This is a genomic window from Kineococcus arenarius subsp. arenarius, assembly GCF_050871845.1.
Lineage (GTDB): Bacteria > Actinomycetota > Actinomycetes > Actinomycetales > Kineococcaceae > Kineococcus.
Genome location: NZ_JBJLSE010000092.1, coordinates 1 through 15945, shown reverse-complemented (window position 1 = coordinate 15945; position 15945 = coordinate 1). Strand labels below are relative to the sequence as shown.

Genomic DNA, 15945 nt, shown 5'->3' with positions numbered 1-15945 from the left:
GGGGGGGGGGGGGGGGGGGGGGGGGGGGGGGGGGGGGGGGGGGGGGGGGGGGGGGGGGGGGGGGGGGGGGGGGGGGGGGGGGGGGGGGGCCGGCGCCGGCGCCGGCGACGACGCGCAGCTCCACCAGCCCGGCCGGTTCTGCCGGCACGCACCCGCTCGCGTCGTGCAGGCTGACGACCGCCCCCTCGCGCAGCGGGCTCTCCCCCAGCGGCGTGCCGTGGTCGAGTTCCGCGCCGTCGACGAAGACCCGAGCCCCCGCCTGCCCGAACGCGGGCGTGAGCTCGCCGACGTGGACCCGCGGGTCGGCCTCGACGACGACGTCGCGCCGCTCGCCGCTGCAGGGGTCGACGACGGTGACGGCCAGGCGCACGGGACCTCCTTCACGGGTCGCGGGAGCGTCGAGCTCCAGGGTGATCGGGTGGTGCGGTCAACGCCGCCCAAAGGCGGTGCACCCGGCAGGACGCGGGCTCGGCAGCTCCCGGGAACGCCGGTTCAGCGGCCGAGCTGCGCGGCGAGCTGGGTGTCGGTGTCCTCGAGGGCCTGCGCCGCGGTGTTCAGGTAGGTCGACATCCCGATCAGACCGTCCAGGACGTGGGTGATGCCGGTGTTGAACTCGTCGTAGGAGTCCTTGAAGGCGACCGAGGACCTGTCGGTCACGTACCCGGCCGAGACGAGGCTGTCGACGAGAGCCTTCAGGCGGGCGAGCTTGTCGGCGATCTCCTGCCTGCCGTTCTCCAGGTCGGCGGAGGCGGTGCGCATGTCGTCGTAGGTGACGTTCAGGTTCGCCACGGTGGGCTCCTTCTGAGAGGGGTTCTTCTCCGGCCCCGGACCGGCGGTCCCGGGAGTTCCAGTGGAACACCCGGGACGGTGTTCCGGTGCGGTGTCCACAGGCCCGTCCGGGCGGTTCCGTCGCCGTGCTCACAGGGCTGCGCGCAGCGCGGCCAACCAGGAGCCGTACTCCTCCGGCGGCAGCCGGCGTGCGGTGCCGCGCAGGCCGAGGACACCGAGGTCGAGGGTTCCCTCGTCGTCGACGCAGAACCGCCACGACGCCTCCGGCACGTCACCCACGCAGAACACGGCGACGGGGGTGCGCCCACCGGTGGTGAGCCGGGACAGCCGCTGCACCTGCTCCGGTGCAGGGCGCCCGGAGACCGCGACGACCGTCGGCCGCGGGCGCCCGGCGTCGCGGGCGAGCCGACCGGCCAGCAGGTCCCCCGGACGGGCAGGGGTCCCGTGCCGTTCCTCCAGCCGGTCCAGCAGCGGGTCCAGCGCGACGTGCGCGGTGAGGTTCCCCGGCGCCAGCGCGGACAGTTCGTCCCCGAAACCCACGAGGTGGACGTCCACGCCGTCGGACCACGAGTTCGTCGCCAGCTCCACGGCCATCGAGGTGACGACGTCCCGCGCCGCGTCCGGCCGCCCGCCGACCGCGACGAGACCCGGGGCGCTCTCCAGGTCGACGAGGACCTCGTGCTCGCCGCTGCCGGCGACGTCCACGAGGGCCGGGTACGGAGCGGCGGAGGCCTCGCCGGCGGGGAGGTCCCCGGGCAGGTCGGCGCGCGCGACGCGCCACGCGCCACCGGCCAGCACCGTCCAGGGTGCCGGTGGGACGGCGGCGGGACCGTCCGGACGGGCACCGAGGTGCAGCACGAGCTCGCCGGCGGACAGGTGGGCGGCCACCACGTCCGGCAGCGGCAGCCCGTCGGCGGCCCGGTCGGCGGCCAGGGACCGCAGCGCCGCGTCGAGGAACCGGGCGCGCGGCACGTCCGCGGCCAGCCGGACGTGCTCGACGACCTCCTCGCCGGAACGCCCGCGCACGCGGCCGGACAGCGCGACGAGCACGCCCGCGAGCAGCAGCCCACCGCTGAGCGCGGCCCTGGCGGCCACGTCGGGGGCCTCCGGCGCCCCGGTCCCCACCGCGGAACCGGCCGGCGCAGCGGGGACGGTGGGAACGGGCTCCGGCGCGGGGGCGGGCGCTGGGGCGACGGGCACCGGGGCACCGGCACCGACCGCGTCCGCCGGCAGCAGCAGCACCCACCCGGGGCGGATCAGGTCGGCGTCGACGAGCCGGGACCCGTCGGGCTGCACCCGGTCCTTGTTCAGCTCGAAGATCTCCCGGTAGCGCAGCGGGTCGCCGAGGGTGCGTTCGGCGATGTCCCACAGGCAGTCGTGGTGCCGACCGTTCGGGGGCTGCACGACGAGGCCGACGACCCCGCCGGGACCGGTGGGCGCGGGTGCGGTGCTGGCCCAGCCCGCCTCCGCGGCGGCACCCCGCGGTGCCCGCACGGCCGGCGCCTGCGCCACGCCGGGCCCGGCGGGGGCACCACGGGCGGCACCGGCCTCCGCGCCGTGCGCCGCGGCCGTCGCCGCGGTCCCGGCGGCCACGGGGCCCGTGGACGAGCTCACCGCGGCGAGGAACGGCGCCGCGGTGCCCTGCGGCACCCCCACGGCTCCGGAGGCCAGCAGCAGGACGGCCGCGACGAGGCGCTGCGCGAGGACCTGGTTGGTCCCGCCGAGGCGCGCACGGGCGGCCGTGCCGCCGCGGGCCCAGGCTGCGAGCTCGACGCCCACGCACCCTGCGAAGTGCCCCCACAGCAACCACAGGGCAGCGGCCAGCACGTCCACGACGGCGCTCGCGGTCAGTTCCGCGTCGAGCCAGGCAGAGGTGGGTGGTGTCGCCGGCAAGGGGTTCCCGACCAGGTGCACCAGGCCGAGGGGGACACCGCCGAGCACGGCGAGCAGCACCAGCGCGGCACCGGCGCCGCGCAGCAGTTCCAGGCGGCGCGCCCGCGGGGACAGCGCGCGCCGGGGCAGCCGCACCGGCGTGCGGGACGGTCCGGGCAGGGTGGACGTGGACATGGTTCCTCGGTTTCTGGCGATGCCCGGGTCCTGCCCCGGGTCCTGCTGCGACGGTGGTGGGTGATCAGCTGGTCAGCGGCACCACGAGCGTCTGCACCTCGGTGACGCGCAGACCGGTCCGGGTCTCCAGCTCCACGACCTGCAGCGTCTCCCACGTGGTGCCGGCGTCCCGGCTCACCTCGATGCGCCACACCTCGGTGGCCCGGACGGTGAAGTTGTCCGGGGTGCCCGCGTGGGTGCGCCCCGCGGAGGTGCTGCGGTAGGTGTACGAGCACAACCCGGGGCCGCTGCGGACGGTCGCGCCGGCGGCCAGCCGGTCCCCGCGGCCCGTGCAACGCACGGTCGTGCCCGGTTCTTCACCGGGTTCGACGACGAGTTCCTCCATGACGGCCCGCATGCGCACGTCGCCCGAGACGAGTTCCCGGGGCTCCTCCGGCTCTCCGCGGGAGAAGGCGATCGTCTGCCCGACGCGGGGCGTCGTCGACGGGGAGGTGAGGACACCGAGGGTGTGGATCCGCCCACGGCGCTCGCGCGCGAGTTCCACGTACGCCTGCTGTCCCGCGGTGAGCTCGCTCCAGAAGGGGCAGCGGTCCGGGGCGTCGCGGAACACGACCACCGTGGAGGGTGTGAACTCGATGTCCCAGGACGGCACGCCGCTGTCCGGGTCCGGCGGCGGGGTGATGGTGATCTGCTGGAACTCCTCCGGGGTCGGGCTCGGGGTCGGCGTCGGGGTCGGGGTTTCGGTGGTCTCCGGGAGCGCGGTCGGGGACGCGGTCGGGGTGGGGGTGGGGGTTCCGGTGGGATCCGGGGGCGCGGTCGGCGGGGCGGTCGGGGTCGGGGTGGGGGTTCCGGTGGGATCCGGGGACGCGGTCGGGGACGCCGTCACCGGCGTCGAGAGGAGCCGGACCGCAGGGGTGGTCGCGGCCGTGGTGGCGGGCTCGTCCGGACCACCGCCCGCGAGCGTGAGGGGGGTGAGCGAGTCGGGGTCGGGGGCACCGGCGTCCTGCAACCAGCAGGTCGGCGCGGGTGCTCCCCGCAGCAGGTCCTGGAAGCTGCCCGCCCGGCGGGAGGACCCCGCGCAGCGCATCGAGTAGGTGCCCGTCGACGAGGCGCGGGTCAGGCAGGAACCGGCGGTGCGCTGCACGTCGCCGGCGGAGGATGCGAGCGAGCGCGCCGCCCCGGCCTCCACCGCCGACGCCGGGAGCACCGGGAACAGCGGCAGCACCACCACGGCCAGGGCCGCCGCCACCGCGCCGCGCGACCACCGCGCCGCGTGCACACCCATCAGAACCTCTCCTCGTGCACCTGTGCGGCCGAGCACTCCTCGCCCGTGCCCACGACGTCGTCGACGAGCCACCGCTCGCCGCTGCGCACCACGACCGCGCTCGCGCGCGCGAAGTGCGCCGGGTTCAGCGGCTGCCCGCCGGCCCGGTCCACCTGCCAGCCGCGGTCCTGCAGGCACAGCTGCAGCTCCACGCGGTCCGCGCCGTCGCGGGTGCTGGTGAGCACCCCCACCGGGTAGGGCCCCGGCATCTCGTCGCCGAGGTTCGCCGCCAGCAGCGGCACCGCCCACTCCAACGCCGCCGGTGTCAGGGTCGCGGTGAACGCCGGCAGGGCGGCGGGGTCGCTCTGCCGGGCGTTGATCGCCAGCGCCTGCTGGCGCAGGTAGCCGCGCAGCGCCGCCACGGCGGGGTCACCGCCGTGGGGGTCGGCCGCCACCTCAGCGGTGGCCGGGGCCGGCACCGGCGCCGCCGTCGCGGGCACCGCCGGGGTCGGCGGCGCCACCGCGGAGCCCGTTCCGGAGCACGCGGTGCAGGTGGTCGCCGCTGCGGCGGTCAGCAGCAGCACGGCAGCGTCGCGGGTGCGCACGCCCCTCACCCGGCGTCCTCCTGGTCGGTGCCCTCGAAGGGGCGGGCCCGGCCGTCGCCGGCGGCGTGCAGTTCACGGATGCCGACGACGCCGAGCAGGGTGGTCGGCACGACGACGTCGACGTGCGCCTGCACGACGATGCGGCGCCCCAGCGGGTCGCCCTCGGACGTGGTGCCGCGGAAGCAGTCCCCGCTCGCGACGACCGGCCCGCCGGAAGCCGCAGCGGCCCGGCAGTAGGCGTTGACCCGCTCGGCCACCTGCTGCTCCGGCAGCAGCCGCAGGTCCGGCGCGTCGAGCTCGATGGCGGCCGCCCCGGCGCGCGCGGCCTCCTCGGCGTAGGCGATGGCCCGGGACCGGGCCGTCAACTGCCGCGAGGCGTCGACGACCAGCCCGGCCAGCAGCAGCAGGACCAGGGCCAGCACCGGCACGGCCGGCGCGATGGACCCCTCCTCGCGGCCGGCGAGCGGGCGCGGCGAGCGTGTGGTCACGAGGACACCTCCCGGTTGGGGTCGAGGGGGCTGGAGAAGGACGAGCGGACGGTCACGCTGCCGGGGAACCCCGGCAGGCCGAGGTCGTCCAGCGAGTACGTGCAGCGGGCGGTGACGGTGACCGCGGTGCCGGGGACCAGCGGTGCGATCTCGTCCACGACCAGGGAGTCGGCGCAGTCGCCGGGCCCCACGGAGGTGCCGATCACCTCCTGGGCGCGGGTCCACGCCGCACCGGCGGAACGGGACAAGGTGGCTGATCGGGCGGCGTCGCGCACGCCCGCGTCGAGCGTCGCCGACACCTGCGCCACGCGCGCGTACGCCAGCAGCAACCCGACGAGCACCAGCAGGAGCGGCGCGACGAGGGTGAACTCCAGCGCCACGCTGCCGGCGTCCCCGGACGCACGGCACCGGTTCACCGCGCCCCCTGGAACCGCTCCACGGTGCCGACGGCGCGCTGCGTCGTCGTCAGCTCCAGTCCGGGCACCAGGCTGATCACGCGTCCGGTGACCTGGACGCTGACCCGACGCTGCTCCGGCTGCCACGTGGTGCTCACCTCGGGTTGCAGCAGCGACTCGCGGCCGAGGGTCCCCGCGAACAGGCGCACGTGCTCCTCCACCGCGGGCTGCCCCGCGTCGGCGGACTGCTGGTCGGGGAAGACGCGCAGCTGGGCGACGCCCTCGCGCGCCGCCTCCAGCGCGACGGAACGCCCGTAGGCCCACAACCCCACCTGGACGGCGAAGAACACCAGCAGCAGGAACACCGGCGCGATGAACGCCGTCTCCAGCGCGGCGGACCCCTCGTCGCGGCGCGTCACTCCGCGCCGCCCCCGGAGGCGGTGCCCCCGGCGCACGCCGAGCCGACGGCGACGCTCGCGCACTTCTCCAGGTCGGCTCCCTTCGTCTTGACGATGTTGAAGACGACCCCGCCGATGACGGAGGCGGCCACCACGACGACCGCCGCGATGATCGCCCACTCCAGGGCCGAGGCACCGGCGTCGCGATCGCCGGCGGCTGCGCGGCGACCGCGCGCCACCAGGGTGGAGCGCACGCGGGCGAGGACGGTCGGGTTCGAGGACACGGGTCTCTCCTTCAGGGTTTCGGTCTTGCAGGTCCTCGGTGTCGAGGGGGAACGGGGAACGGCACCCGGTCGTCTCAGGACCCGCCGAGCAGGTTGGAGACGGCGGGGAAGGCCAGGAACACCATGAACGCGGTGCACAGCAGCAGTTGCGCGACGAGCATGGACTGGGACTTCTCCCCCGCCTCGCCCTCCACGTCGGCCATGTCGCGGCGGCGCACCGTCGCTGCGCGGGCCGCCAGCGAGGCACGGATCTTCGCGCCGTCGTCGGCGGCCAGCACCAAGGCCCCCGCCAGGTCGGTCAGCTCGGCGACGGCCAGTTCCTCACCGAGGTCGCCCAGCGCTTCCCAGGGGTTCTCCCCCAGCAGCCGGGCGTTCGCCAGCGCCTGGCGGATGCGCACCAGCGCCCAGTAGTCGCTGACCGAGGCGGAGCTCAGCAGCGCCTCGGGCAGGCCCCTGCCTCCGGCGAGGTTCATCGCCACCAGGTCGCAGAACACTCCGACGACGCGGCGGAAGTCGCGACGGCGGCGCTCGGCGTCCGCGCGCAGCGCCAGGTCCGGGACCACGAACCCCAGGCCGCCGAGCACGAGCGCCAGCGGCAGCGGCGCGCCCGCCGGCAACGGGACCCCGGACGAGCGCAGGATCGCCCAGCACACCGGTACCAGCAGCAGCAGGAGCAGGCCCGCGACGACCTTGGTGGCCAGGAACTCACCGGTGCCGCGACCCAGCACGGCCAGGTCGGCGCGGGTGCGCTGCAACCGCCAGCCGCGTTCGGCGCTGAGCACCTCCAGGCGGTCACCGAGGGCCCGCACCAGCCGGCCGGTGGCGCTGGACAACCCCAGCAGCCCGCGGTCCGGTGCGGCCGACGCGGCGGCCTCGGCCGCGCTGAGCAACCGGCGGCGCGCGCTGCGGCGCAGGCCGTCGTGGCGGGCGACCTGCACGGCCAGCGACGGGCGCGGACGCAGCAGCACCGCGAGGACGAGCAGCACCCCGGCACCGAAGGCGGCACCGGTGAGCAGGGCGGGCGTCACCGCGCCACCCCCGGCGCGACGAGGAACCGCTCGTGGGTCTCCACCCGGGCGAGCCGACGCAACCACAGCAGGCTGACGAGCAGCACCGCCCCCACGACGAGCAGCGCGAACTGGCCGGTCACCGTGGAGTACGGCGCCACGTACGGGCGGTTGAAGACCGCCAGCAACCCCATCACACCCAGCACGATGAGCAGCACGATCTGCACGCTGCGGCGGATGCTGCGCCGGCTGGCCTCGATGCGCCGCCGCACGTCCAGCTCCTCGCGCGTGGACGCCGCCAGGGCGGTCAGCACGTCGCGCAGGCCCGGCCCGCGCAGGCGCGCGTTGAGCACCAGCGCCGCGCACACCACGTCCGCGCTCGGGTCGTCGACGTCGTCGGCGAAGCGCACCAGCGCGTCCGCGAGCGGTTCCCGGATGCGCAGCCGGTCCACCAGCAGGTTCAGCGACGGCCGCAGCACCGGCGCGGACGTGCCCGCCGTCGCGGGGATCGCCTGTTCCAGGCCGACCGCGCCGGCGATGGTGTCGCGCAGGGACTCCGTCCAGGTGGCCAGCGCCTCCAGCCGCGCGATGCCCCGGCCCGCCTCCGCACCCGCACCGAACAACCGGTCCCAGCAGGCCACGAGCAGCCCGATGCCCGCGGCGGCGACCAGCCACCGGGTCAGGACCAGGGTCAGCACCGCGGCACCGGCGCTCAGCAGCACCCGCCGGCTCACCTGCGGCGCCCGGCGCCGCCACGAGGGCCGGCCCGCGGCCTGCGGCACCCGCCCGAGCGCACCGGCGAGCACGGCCAAGACCCCGGCACCGGCCGCTCCCGCGCTCAGCGCGGCGAGCACCTCGGGTGGCAGCGCCGTCAGGGCCGAGGGGAGGACGGCGCCCGTCACGAGCCCCACCGGTCCACGACGGGAGCCGACCAGCCGGCGGCCTCGAGGTCCGCCGCGCACTGCACGGGTGCGTGCGCGCGCGCCACACCGTCCGCGCCGGCGAGGAAGACCTCCGAGGAGAGCACCCTGCCGTCCACGCCGGTGACCTCGCGCACGCTGGTCACCGCACGGCGCAGGCCGCCGCCGGCGTGGTAGGTGTTCTGCTTGTCGAGGAACACCACGAAGTCCACCGCTCCCGCGATGAGCATGTGGCTGGCCTCGACCGGCAGGTGCTCCTCCGCCTGCAGGGCGTAGGTGGCGATGCGGTTGAACACCTCCGCGGAGGAGTTCGCGTGGATCGTCGACAGCGAACCGTCGTTGCCCTGGCTCATCGCGTTGAGCATCGTGACGATCTCGTCGCCGAGCACCTCGCCGACGATCACCCTGCTGGGGTTCATGCGCAGCGAGCGGCGCACCAGTTCAGCCATGCCCACACCACCCACGCCCTCGGAGTTCGGCAGCCGCTCCTCGAACGCGACGGCGTTCGGGTGCGCCTCGACGTCCTGGTCCAGGCCCAGCTCGAGCGCGCGCTCGACGGTGATGAGCCGCTCGTGCGGCCCGATCTCCGCAGCCAGTGCGCGCAGCAGCGTCGTCTTCCCCGAGTTCGTCGAGCCGGAGATCATGATGTTCTTGCGGGCTCGCACCGCTGCGCGCAGGAAACCCGCCAGGTCCTCGCTCATCGAACCGGCCGCCACCAGGTCCGCCAGCGTCGCGCGGGCCAGGCGGGCACGGCGGATGCTCAGGGCGGGGCGCTGGCACACCCCCATGACGGCGGACAGGCGCGACCCGTCCGGCAACCGCAGGTCCAGCTGCGGGTTCGCGGCGTCGAAGGGACGGCTGGTGAGGCCGACGTTCGCCGCGAGGACCTGGACGAGTTCCACCAGGTCCTCGTCGGACTCGGCGACCGGCTCGTGCAGCTCCTCGCGACCGTCGGCGTAACCGACGAACACGCGGTCGAACCCGTTGACGTCCACGTTCTCCACGTCCGGGTCCTCCAGCAGCGGCTGCAGGCGCCCGACACCGAACAGCGCCGCGCTGATCGCCGCGGCCACGGCCTCCTCCGCGGCCGGGTCCAGCGGCGGCCGGCCGGCCTCCACCTCGGCGCGGGCGTGGTCCTCCAGCACCTGCACCACGAGCGAGCGCGCGAACTGGCGCTCGTCGGCGCTCGACATCGGAGCGCGCCCCGCGACGTCGTCGCGGCGGCGCTGCGCGGACAGCCGCTCAGCCACCTGGCCACGCAGCCGGCGCACGAGGTCGTGGTCCACCGCCGGCGCGCCGGAGCGCGGCGACGGCACCCGGGGGACCCCCGCGCGGGGGGCCTGGACGCTCACGCGGCCCTCCGGTGCTCGCCGGCGGCGACCGACGCCAGCGCGGCGGCCACGACCCGCCCGGCGCGCACCAGGGCGGTGCGCTCCGGGCGGGCGGTGCGCGCGCCGTCGAAGACGCGGGCGCCGGCGGCGTCCAGGGGCAGCCGCCCGAAGTCCTCCACCCGCTCCCCGGCCGCACGCACGACCGAGGCGGCCTGGTCGACGTCACCGCGCCGGGCGTCGCCGACGACGAGGACACCGGTGCGCGGCAGCAGCCCGTCAGCGCGGCGCAGCGACGTCTGCAGGGCCGTCAGCCGTTCACGGGCGTGCAGCACCGAGGTCACGTCGTCGCGCAGCACGAGGACCACCACGTCCGCGTCGCGCAGCAGCGGCAGGTGCACGGGCTCGGTGGTCACGCGGCCGGCGTCGACCACGACGTCCGTGCCGAACGTCCCCAGCCCCGCGGCCGCCGCGCTCAGCGCCGGCCAGCTGCCGACGGCGGCGGCCGCCTGCTGCGGGCGCGTCAGCCCGCACACCACGGCCGTGCCCCCGGCCGCCGGCTGCGCCTCGCCGAGCAGCTGCTGCGGGGTCAGACCCCGGCGCGCCGACGTCAGCAGGGGCAGCAGGCCGCGTTCGGCGTCCAGGACGGCGCCGGACGGACCCGGCAGGCGGGCGGCCACGTCCCCGCCGGCGGGGTCGGCGTCCAGCACCACGACGTCCCGCGGCCACAGGGCCGCCACGAGCAGGGCGGCGGTGGTCACCCCCGGCGAACCCTTCGCCGACAGGAAGCACACGGTCGCCACGGCTCAGCCCTCGACCAGGTCGACGTCGGGGCGGGTGCTCTCGGCCACGCGGGCCACGGCGACCTGCCCGGCGGCGGCCGCGGCGACCACGGCCGCGGAGCGCTCCGCCGGCACGAGCAGCGACACCGCGCCCGAGCCGGCCGCATCACCCGCCCCCCCGGCGACCACGCGGGCCGACGGCAGCAGGACGGTGCCCGCGGGATCACCCGTGACCGTGGCGCCGCCGTCCTCGGCGACGAGGAAGACGCGCACCACGTCACCGGAGCGCAGGGCCTCGCTGGGACGCTGCTGCGGGTCCAGGACCACGCCGACGACGGCGGCGTCGGACGGGACCACACCCCCGGCGAGGAACATCGTCCGGTTCACCAGGGTGTCCGCGGGGACGCGGGCGGTGGCGTAGGTGCCCACGAAGTTGTCGAGCGCCTCGGCCGGCACGACGGCCGCGCCGTCGGCGGCCACGCGGGCCACCCGCAGGTCGTCCGCCTCCACGCGGTCGCCGGGGGCGATGTCGTGGCGGGCCACGAGGACGTCGACGCGGTCGCCGCTGCGGTGGACCACGAGGGCGCTGCCCAGCGCGCCGCCGACGACCAGGACCAGGCCGAGGGCGAGCAGCGCGGGCCGGCGCTCGCGGGTGGGGGCGGGCACGCGCCGGGCGCCCGTGCCCGGGGCCTGCTCGGGCGCGCCGGTGCCGCGCGGGGTTGCGGTGAGGGGCATGCGCCGACGCTCGCACGGGCGGGGCCGGGCGCCGGTCACCGCGAGCGACCGGTTCCGCCGGGCGAGGGACGACTCTCACCCGTCCCGACCACAGCCCGACCACAGCCGGTGACCAGATCGGGTGACGACCCAGGAGCGCGCTGCGCGCCGCCGGCGGTGGCGAGCGCCGCTCCTCACCGGCCTCGAGCCGGCCCGGCGGGGCTCAGGCGGCGTCGCCGCGCGCCACCAGCTCACGCGCCAGCTGCCGGTACGCCTCGGCCCCGGGGTGGCTGCTGGCGTAGACGGTGATCGGCTCGGCCGCCACGGTCGCATCGGGGAACTTGACCGTGCGCCCGATCACCGTGTGGAACACGTCGTCGCCGAAGGCGTCGACGACCCGGGCGACCACCTCGCGGCTGTGCAGGGTGCGCCCGTCGAACATCGTCGCCAGGATCCCGTCCACCTCCAGGACCGGGTTCAGCCGCTCCTGGACCTTCTCGATCGTCTCCACCAGCAGAGCCACCCCGCGCAGCGCGAAGAACTCGCACTCCAGCGGGATGAGCACCCCGTGCGAGGCCGTCAGGGCGTTGACGGTCAGCAGCCCCAGCGAGGGCTGGCAGTCGATGAGCACCACGTCGTAGTCGCCCAGCACCGGGCGCAGGGCCCGCGCCAGCACGCTCTCGCGCGCCACCTCGCCGACCAGCTGCACCTCGGCCGCCGACAGGTCGATGTTCGCCGGCAGCAGGTCCAGGCCCTCCACCGCGGTCTCGCGGACCACCTCGCGCACGTCCGTGCCCGGCTCCATCAGCAGCTGGTAGACGGTGCGGTCCAGCTCGTGCGGGTTCACGCCCAGCCCCGCCGACAGCGCACCCTGCGGGTCGAAGTCCACCAGCAGCACGCGACGGCCGTACTCCGCCAGCGCGGCCCCCAGGTTGATCGTGGTGGTGGTCTTGCCGACCCCGCCCTTCTGGTTGCACATGGAGATGACCCGCGCCGGGCCGTGCTGCTGCAGCGGCTCGGGCACCGGGAACACGGGCATCGGGCGGCCCGTCGGCCCGGTCTGCGGCCCCAGCTCGATCTCGCCCTGCACGTCACGGCCGTCGGCCGGCGGCACCGGGGCGGGCCCGGCGTCGGGTCGCGGCACCCCCGCACCGGGCTCCGGCGGCGTCGAGGGGGCGGACGTCGGGAACTCGCTGGTCACTGGCGTGGCACTTCCTCGTCTCGGGCGGTGCTCCGCGCCCCGCGGAGCGGTCGCGCAGGTGCGCTGGCGCGGACGACCTTAGTCCGCGCCCCGCGGTGGACGCTGCGCGCGGGGGTGCGTCTCCGCGTGCACCTCGCGCAGCGAGTCCGCGGTCACCAGCGTGTACACCTGCGTGGTGGCCACCGAGGCGTGGCCGAGGAGCTCCTGCACCACGCGCACGTCCGCACCACCGCGCAGCAGGTGGGTGGCGAAGGAGTGCCGCAGGGTGTGCGGGGAGACGGCGCGCGCGATGCCGGCCCGCCCCGCCGCCGCCTGCAGCACCGCCCACGCGCTCTGCCGCGACAGTCGCGCGCCGCGGCTGTTCAGGAACAGCGCCGCCGCACCCCGCCCGTGCGAGGCCAGCTCCGGCCGCGCGCGCACCAGGTACTGCTCCAGCGCGCGACGGGCGTAGGACCCCAGCGGGACGACGCGCTCCTTGGAACCCTTGCCACGCAGTCGCACCACCCCGCTCTCCCCCAGGACCTGGGGTGAGACGTCGTCGACGTCCAGGCCCACCGCCTCGCTGATGCGAGCGCCGCTGCCGTACAGCAGCTCCAGCAGTGCCCGGTCGCGCAGCGCCGCGGGACCGCCACCGGCCCCCGCCACCTCCAGCAGCCGGGTGACCTCCTCGACGGTCAGGGCCGTCGGCAGCCGCCGCGGCGGTGCCGGGGGACGCACCAGCGACGCCGGGTCGGCGACGCTGTGCCCCTCCGCGTGCAGGAACCGGTGCCAGCCGCGCACGGCCGACGCGGTGCGCGCCGCCGAGCTCGCCGTCAGCGCCGCTCCCCCGTCGGCACCGGTGCGCAGCGCCACGACGAAGGCGCTGACCGTGGCCTCGTCGACGGCCGAGGGGTCCTGCACGCCCTGCGCCGCCAGGAAGCGCAGGTAGCGGCGCAGATCGCGGCGGTAGGCCCCCAGGGTGTTCTCCGACAGCCCGCGCTCCACCTGCAGGTGGCCGAGGTAGTCGCGCAGGGCCGCCACGAGACGACCCGCCGGCTCGGGTGCGCGCCCGGGCACGTCGTCCCGCACGTCGGCGGGCGTCGCGGAGCTCACGGGCGGCACCCCCGTGACACTAGGGCAGCCACCCGCCCCGGGCGGGCAGCGACGCGACGGGCGCGGCGCGACCCGTTCAGCGGCGCAGCAGGCCCTCCGGCCACGGCTCGTCCGCCGGGCGCAGCGTGGTGAAGCCCGCCGCCGCGGCCGCGTGCACCGCCAGCACCCCGATGACGGTGCCCGGGTTGTGCAGGCGCCCCTGCAGCACCCCGAGCACCGCCTCCTGCAGCGGCAGGCGCACCGGCACCATGTCGCGCTCCTCGTCCTCGCGGTCGTGGCGCTCCGAGCGCGGCACCGCGGACAGCCCGCGGGCCAGGTAGATCCGGTTGGCCTCGCTGGAACCCCCCGGGGAGTTGAACCAGTCCACGACGACGGCCCAGTCGGCGGCGACCAGGTCGGCCTCCTCCGCCAGCTCGCGCTGGGCGGCCACCAGCGGCGCCTCCCCCTCGACGTCGAGCAGACCCGCGGGCAGCTCCCACAGCTCCCGGCGCACCGGGTGGCGGTACTGCTTCAGCAGGACCACGTTGTCGTCGCCGTCCAGGGCCAGCACGGTGACCGCACCGGGGTGGCGCTGCACGTCGCGCGTGACGGTCCCGCCCGGCAGCTCCACCTCCTCGCGCACCACGTCCCACACGTGCCCGGTGAAGACCACGTCGCTGGAGCGCAGCGGCCGCTGCACCTGCGCGTCGGCCACGTCACCGGTGGTGACCACCGGCACATCGAGCTCCTCGGGGAAACCGCTCACGCCGTCACCTCCGCCTGCTCGTCCTCACGACCGGGGCGCGGCCCGGCGTGCTCCTCGGCGGGCTCGGGCTCGACGTCCAGCAGCTGCTCCTCGCGCTGGCGGCGCAGCGCGGCCGCCACCAGGCCGGAGAACAGCGGGTGCGAGCGGGTCGGGCGCGACTTGAACTCCGGGTGCGCCTGGGTGGCCACGTAGTAGGGGTGGACGTCCTCGGGCAGCTCCACGAACTCCACCAGCTCGCGGTCCGGGGACAGGCCGGAGAACACCAGGCCGGCCGCGGTCAGCTGCTCGCGGTAGGAGTTGTTGAACTCGTAGCGGTGCCGGTGCCGCTCGGAGATGCGCTCGCTGCCGTAGGTGGCCGCCACCACCGAACCCGCCTGCAGCACCGCCTCGTACGAGCCCAGCCGCATCGTGCCGCCCATGTCGCCCGCTCCGGCGACGATGTGGCGCTGCTCGGCCATCGTGGCGATCACGGGGTGCTCGGCGCCCGCGTCGAACTCCGTGGAGCTCGCCCCGGCCAGGCCAGCGACGTTGCGCGCGTACTCGATCACCATGCACTGCAGACCCAGGCACAACCCCAGCGTCGGCACGCCGTTCTCGCGCGCCCAGCGCAGGGCCCCCAGCTTGCCCTCGATGCCGCGCACGCCGAAACCGCCCGGCACGCAAACCGCGTCCACGCCGTGCAGCTCCTTGCGAGCCCCGTCCGGGGTGTCGCAGTCGTCGGCCGCGACCCAGCGGATGTCCACCTTGGCGTCCTCGGCGAACCCCCCGGCGCGCAGCGCCTCGGTGACCGACAGGTAGGCGTCGGGCAGGTCGATGTACTTGCCCACCAGGGCGATCTCCACCCGGCGGCGCGGCGAGTGCACCCGGCGCAGCAGCTCGTCCCACGTGGTCCAGTCCACGTCGCGGAACGACAGGTTCAGCTTGCGCACCAGGTAGGCGTCCAGGCCCTCGCGGTGCAGGACCTTGGGGATGTCGTAGATCGAGGGCGCGTCGACGCAGGCCACCACGGCCTCGTCGTCCACGTCGCACATCGAGGCGATCTTGCGCTTGACGCCCTCGGGGATCTCCCGGTCCGAGCGGCACACGACCGCGTCGGGCTGGATGCCGATGCTGCGCAGCGCCGCCACCGAGTGCTGCGTGGGCTTGGTCTTCAGCTCCCCGCTGGGCCCGATGTACGGCACGAGGGAGACGTGCACGAAGAAGACGTTGTCGCGCCCCAGTCGCTGGCGGACCTGGCGGGCGGCCTCCAGGAAGGGCAGGGACTCGATGTCGCCGACGGTCCCGCCGACCTCGGTGATGATGACGTCGATGTCGGGGCGGGCCTGCGCCCGCATCCGCTCGACGATCTCGTTGGTGATGTGCGGGATGACCTGGACCGTGTCGCCCAGGTACTCACCGCGCCGCTCCTTGGCGATCACCGAGGAGTACACCTGGCCGGTCGTCACGTTCGCCGACGCGTCGAAGCGCACGTCGAGGAAGCGCTCGTAGTGACCGATGTCCAGGTCCGTCTCGGCGCCGTCGTCGGTGACGAAGACCTCACCGTGCTGGAACGGGTTCATGGTGCCCGGGTCCACGTTGAGGTACGGGTCGAGCTTCTGCATCGCCACGCGCAGACCGCGCGCGCGGAGCAGGCGACCGAGGCTGGAGGCCGTCAGACCCTTCCCGAGGGAGGAGGCCACCCCCCCGGTGACGAAGACGTGCTGGGTGGGGGACTCGGGGTTGCTGCGGTTCGCCACGGACTTCGAGGTTACCCGACGTCCGGGGTGCCGCGGGCCGCGCGCCGCGCCGCGCCGTGCTCGGCGAGCACCTGCGCCAGCGCGTCGGCGGCGCCGGGCAGCTGCCGGGCGCGCTCTCGGGAGCGCGCCC

Annotated in this window: 17 protein-coding genes; all 17 read right to left on the bottom strand. The window is 76.0% G+C overall.

Annotated features, from left to right (window positions below):
• Nucleotides 1–492 precede the first annotated feature (492 nt).
• The 17 genes from ACRYM0_RS17040 to ACRYM0_RS16960 all read right to left on the bottom strand — a co-directional run bounded on the left by ACRYM0_RS17040 (nucleotide 493) and on the right by ACRYM0_RS16960 (nucleotide 15815).
• Nucleotides 493–789, bottom strand: a complete 297-nt coding sequence (locus tag ACRYM0_RS17040) for a WXG100 family type VII secretion target (RefSeq protein ID WP_432506999.1) — start codon at nucleotides 787–789, stop codon at nucleotides 493–495.
• 129 nt (nucleotides 790–918) lie between these two features.
• The gene (locus tag ACRYM0_RS17035; RefSeq protein ID WP_432506998.1) at nucleotides 919–2856 is read right to left on the bottom strand and encodes a LysM peptidoglycan-binding domain-containing protein; all 1938 of its coding nucleotides are present in this window, start codon (nucleotides 2854–2856) and stop codon (nucleotides 919–921) included.
• Between the two features lie 64 nt (nucleotides 2857–2920).
• The gene (locus ACRYM0_RS17030) at nucleotides 2921–4141 is read right to left on the bottom strand and encodes a hypothetical protein (protein WP_432506997.1); all 1221 of its coding nucleotides are present in this window, start codon (nucleotides 4139–4141) and stop codon (nucleotides 2921–2923) included.
• On the bottom strand, nucleotides 4141–4725 hold the full coding sequence (locus ACRYM0_RS17025; RefSeq protein WP_432506996.1) for a hypothetical protein: 585 nt from the start codon (nucleotides 4723–4725) through the stop codon (nucleotides 4141–4143). Before ACRYM0_RS17025 ends, ACRYM0_RS17030 begins: the two co-directional genes overlap by 1 nt.
• A gap of 5 nt (nucleotides 4726–4730) precedes the next feature.
• Nucleotides 4731–5213 (bottom strand): pilus assembly protein TadG-related protein, encoded by a 483-nt coding sequence (locus tag ACRYM0_RS17020; RefSeq protein ID WP_432506995.1) that lies wholly within the window; start codon nucleotides 5211–5213, stop codon nucleotides 4731–4733.
• A complete protein-coding gene (locus tag ACRYM0_RS17015) occupies nucleotides 5210–5629 on the bottom strand; it encodes a TadE/TadG family type IV pilus assembly protein (RefSeq protein ID WP_432506994.1) in 420 nt (139 codons plus the stop codon). The genes ACRYM0_RS17020 and ACRYM0_RS17015 overlap by 4 nt, the downstream gene beginning before the upstream one ends.
• Complete coding sequence (locus tag ACRYM0_RS17010) at nucleotides 5626–6027, bottom strand: TadE family protein (protein ID WP_432506993.1); 402 nt, start codon at nucleotides 6025–6027, stop codon at nucleotides 5626–5628. Before ACRYM0_RS17010 ends, ACRYM0_RS17015 begins: the two co-directional genes overlap by 4 nt.
• Complete coding sequence (locus tag ACRYM0_RS17005) at nucleotides 6024–6290, bottom strand: hypothetical protein (RefSeq protein WP_432506992.1); 267 nt, start codon at nucleotides 6288–6290, stop codon at nucleotides 6024–6026. The genes ACRYM0_RS17010 and ACRYM0_RS17005 overlap by 4 nt, the downstream gene beginning before the upstream one ends.
• A 74-nt stretch (nucleotides 6291–6364) precedes the next feature.
• The gene (locus tag ACRYM0_RS17000; protein ID WP_432506991.1) at nucleotides 6365–7318 is read right to left on the bottom strand and encodes a type II secretion system F family protein; all 954 of its coding nucleotides are present in this window, start codon (nucleotides 7316–7318) and stop codon (nucleotides 6365–6367) included.
• Nucleotides 7315–8199 carry a type II secretion system F family protein gene (locus ACRYM0_RS16995; protein WP_432506990.1) on the bottom strand — a complete coding sequence of 295 codons (885 nt, stop codon included), beginning with the start codon at nucleotides 8197–8199 and terminating at the stop codon, nucleotides 7315–7317. Before ACRYM0_RS16995 ends, ACRYM0_RS17000 begins: the two co-directional genes overlap by 4 nt.
• Entirely contained in the window at nucleotides 8196–9503 is a 1308-nt protein-coding gene (locus tag ACRYM0_RS16990) for a CpaF family protein (protein WP_432507001.1), read from the bottom strand. Before ACRYM0_RS16990 ends, ACRYM0_RS16995 begins: the two co-directional genes overlap by 4 nt.
• A 62-nt stretch (nucleotides 9504–9565) precedes the next feature.
• Nucleotides 9566–10348 (bottom strand): hypothetical protein, encoded by a 783-nt coding sequence (locus ACRYM0_RS16985; protein ID WP_432506989.1) that lies wholly within the window; start codon nucleotides 10346–10348, stop codon nucleotides 9566–9568.
• 3 nt (nucleotides 10349–10351) lie between these two features.
• Nucleotides 10352–11062, bottom strand: a complete 711-nt coding sequence (locus tag ACRYM0_RS16980; RefSeq protein ID WP_432506988.1) for an SAF domain-containing protein — start codon at nucleotides 11060–11062, stop codon at nucleotides 10352–10354.
• Between the two features lie 202 nt (nucleotides 11063–11264).
• Nucleotides 11265–12080: a ParA family protein gene (locus tag ACRYM0_RS16975; protein ID WP_432507000.1), complete on the bottom strand. Its 816-nt coding sequence runs from the start codon at nucleotides 12078–12080 to the stop codon at nucleotides 11265–11267.
• Nucleotides 12081–12320: 240 nt separating this feature from the next.
• Nucleotides 12321–13334, bottom strand: a complete 1014-nt coding sequence (xerD, locus tag ACRYM0_RS16970; protein ID WP_432506987.1) for a site-specific tyrosine recombinase XerD — start codon at nucleotides 13332–13334, stop codon at nucleotides 12321–12323.
• Between the two features lie 76 nt (nucleotides 13335–13410).
• A complete protein-coding gene (locus ACRYM0_RS16965) occupies nucleotides 13411–14079 on the bottom strand; it encodes an NUDIX domain-containing protein (protein WP_432506986.1) in 669 nt (222 codons plus the stop codon).
• On the bottom strand, nucleotides 14076–15815 hold the full coding sequence (locus tag ACRYM0_RS16960; protein ID WP_432506985.1) for a CTP synthase: 1740 nt from the start codon (nucleotides 15813–15815) through the stop codon (nucleotides 14076–14078). Before ACRYM0_RS16960 ends, ACRYM0_RS16965 begins: the two co-directional genes overlap by 4 nt.
• Nucleotides 15816–15945 lie beyond the last annotated feature (130 nt).

Coding starts and splice junctions, on each gene's coding strand:
- ACRYM0_RS17035 (WP_432506998.1), bottom strand. CDS start 2,856: ATGTCCACGTCCACCCTGCCCGGACCGTCCCGCACGCCGGTGCGGCTG.
- ACRYM0_RS17030 (WP_432506997.1), bottom strand. CDS start 4,141: ATGGGTGTGCACGCGGCGCGGTGGTCGCGCGGCGCGGTGGCGGCGGCC.
- ACRYM0_RS16980 (WP_432506988.1), bottom strand. CDS start 11,062: ATGCCCCTCACCGCAACCCCGCGCGGCACCGGCGCGCCCGAGCAGGCC.
- ACRYM0_RS16975 (WP_432507000.1), bottom strand. CDS start 12,080: ATGCCCGTGTTCCCGGTGCCCGAGCCGCTGCAGCAGCACGGCCCGGCG.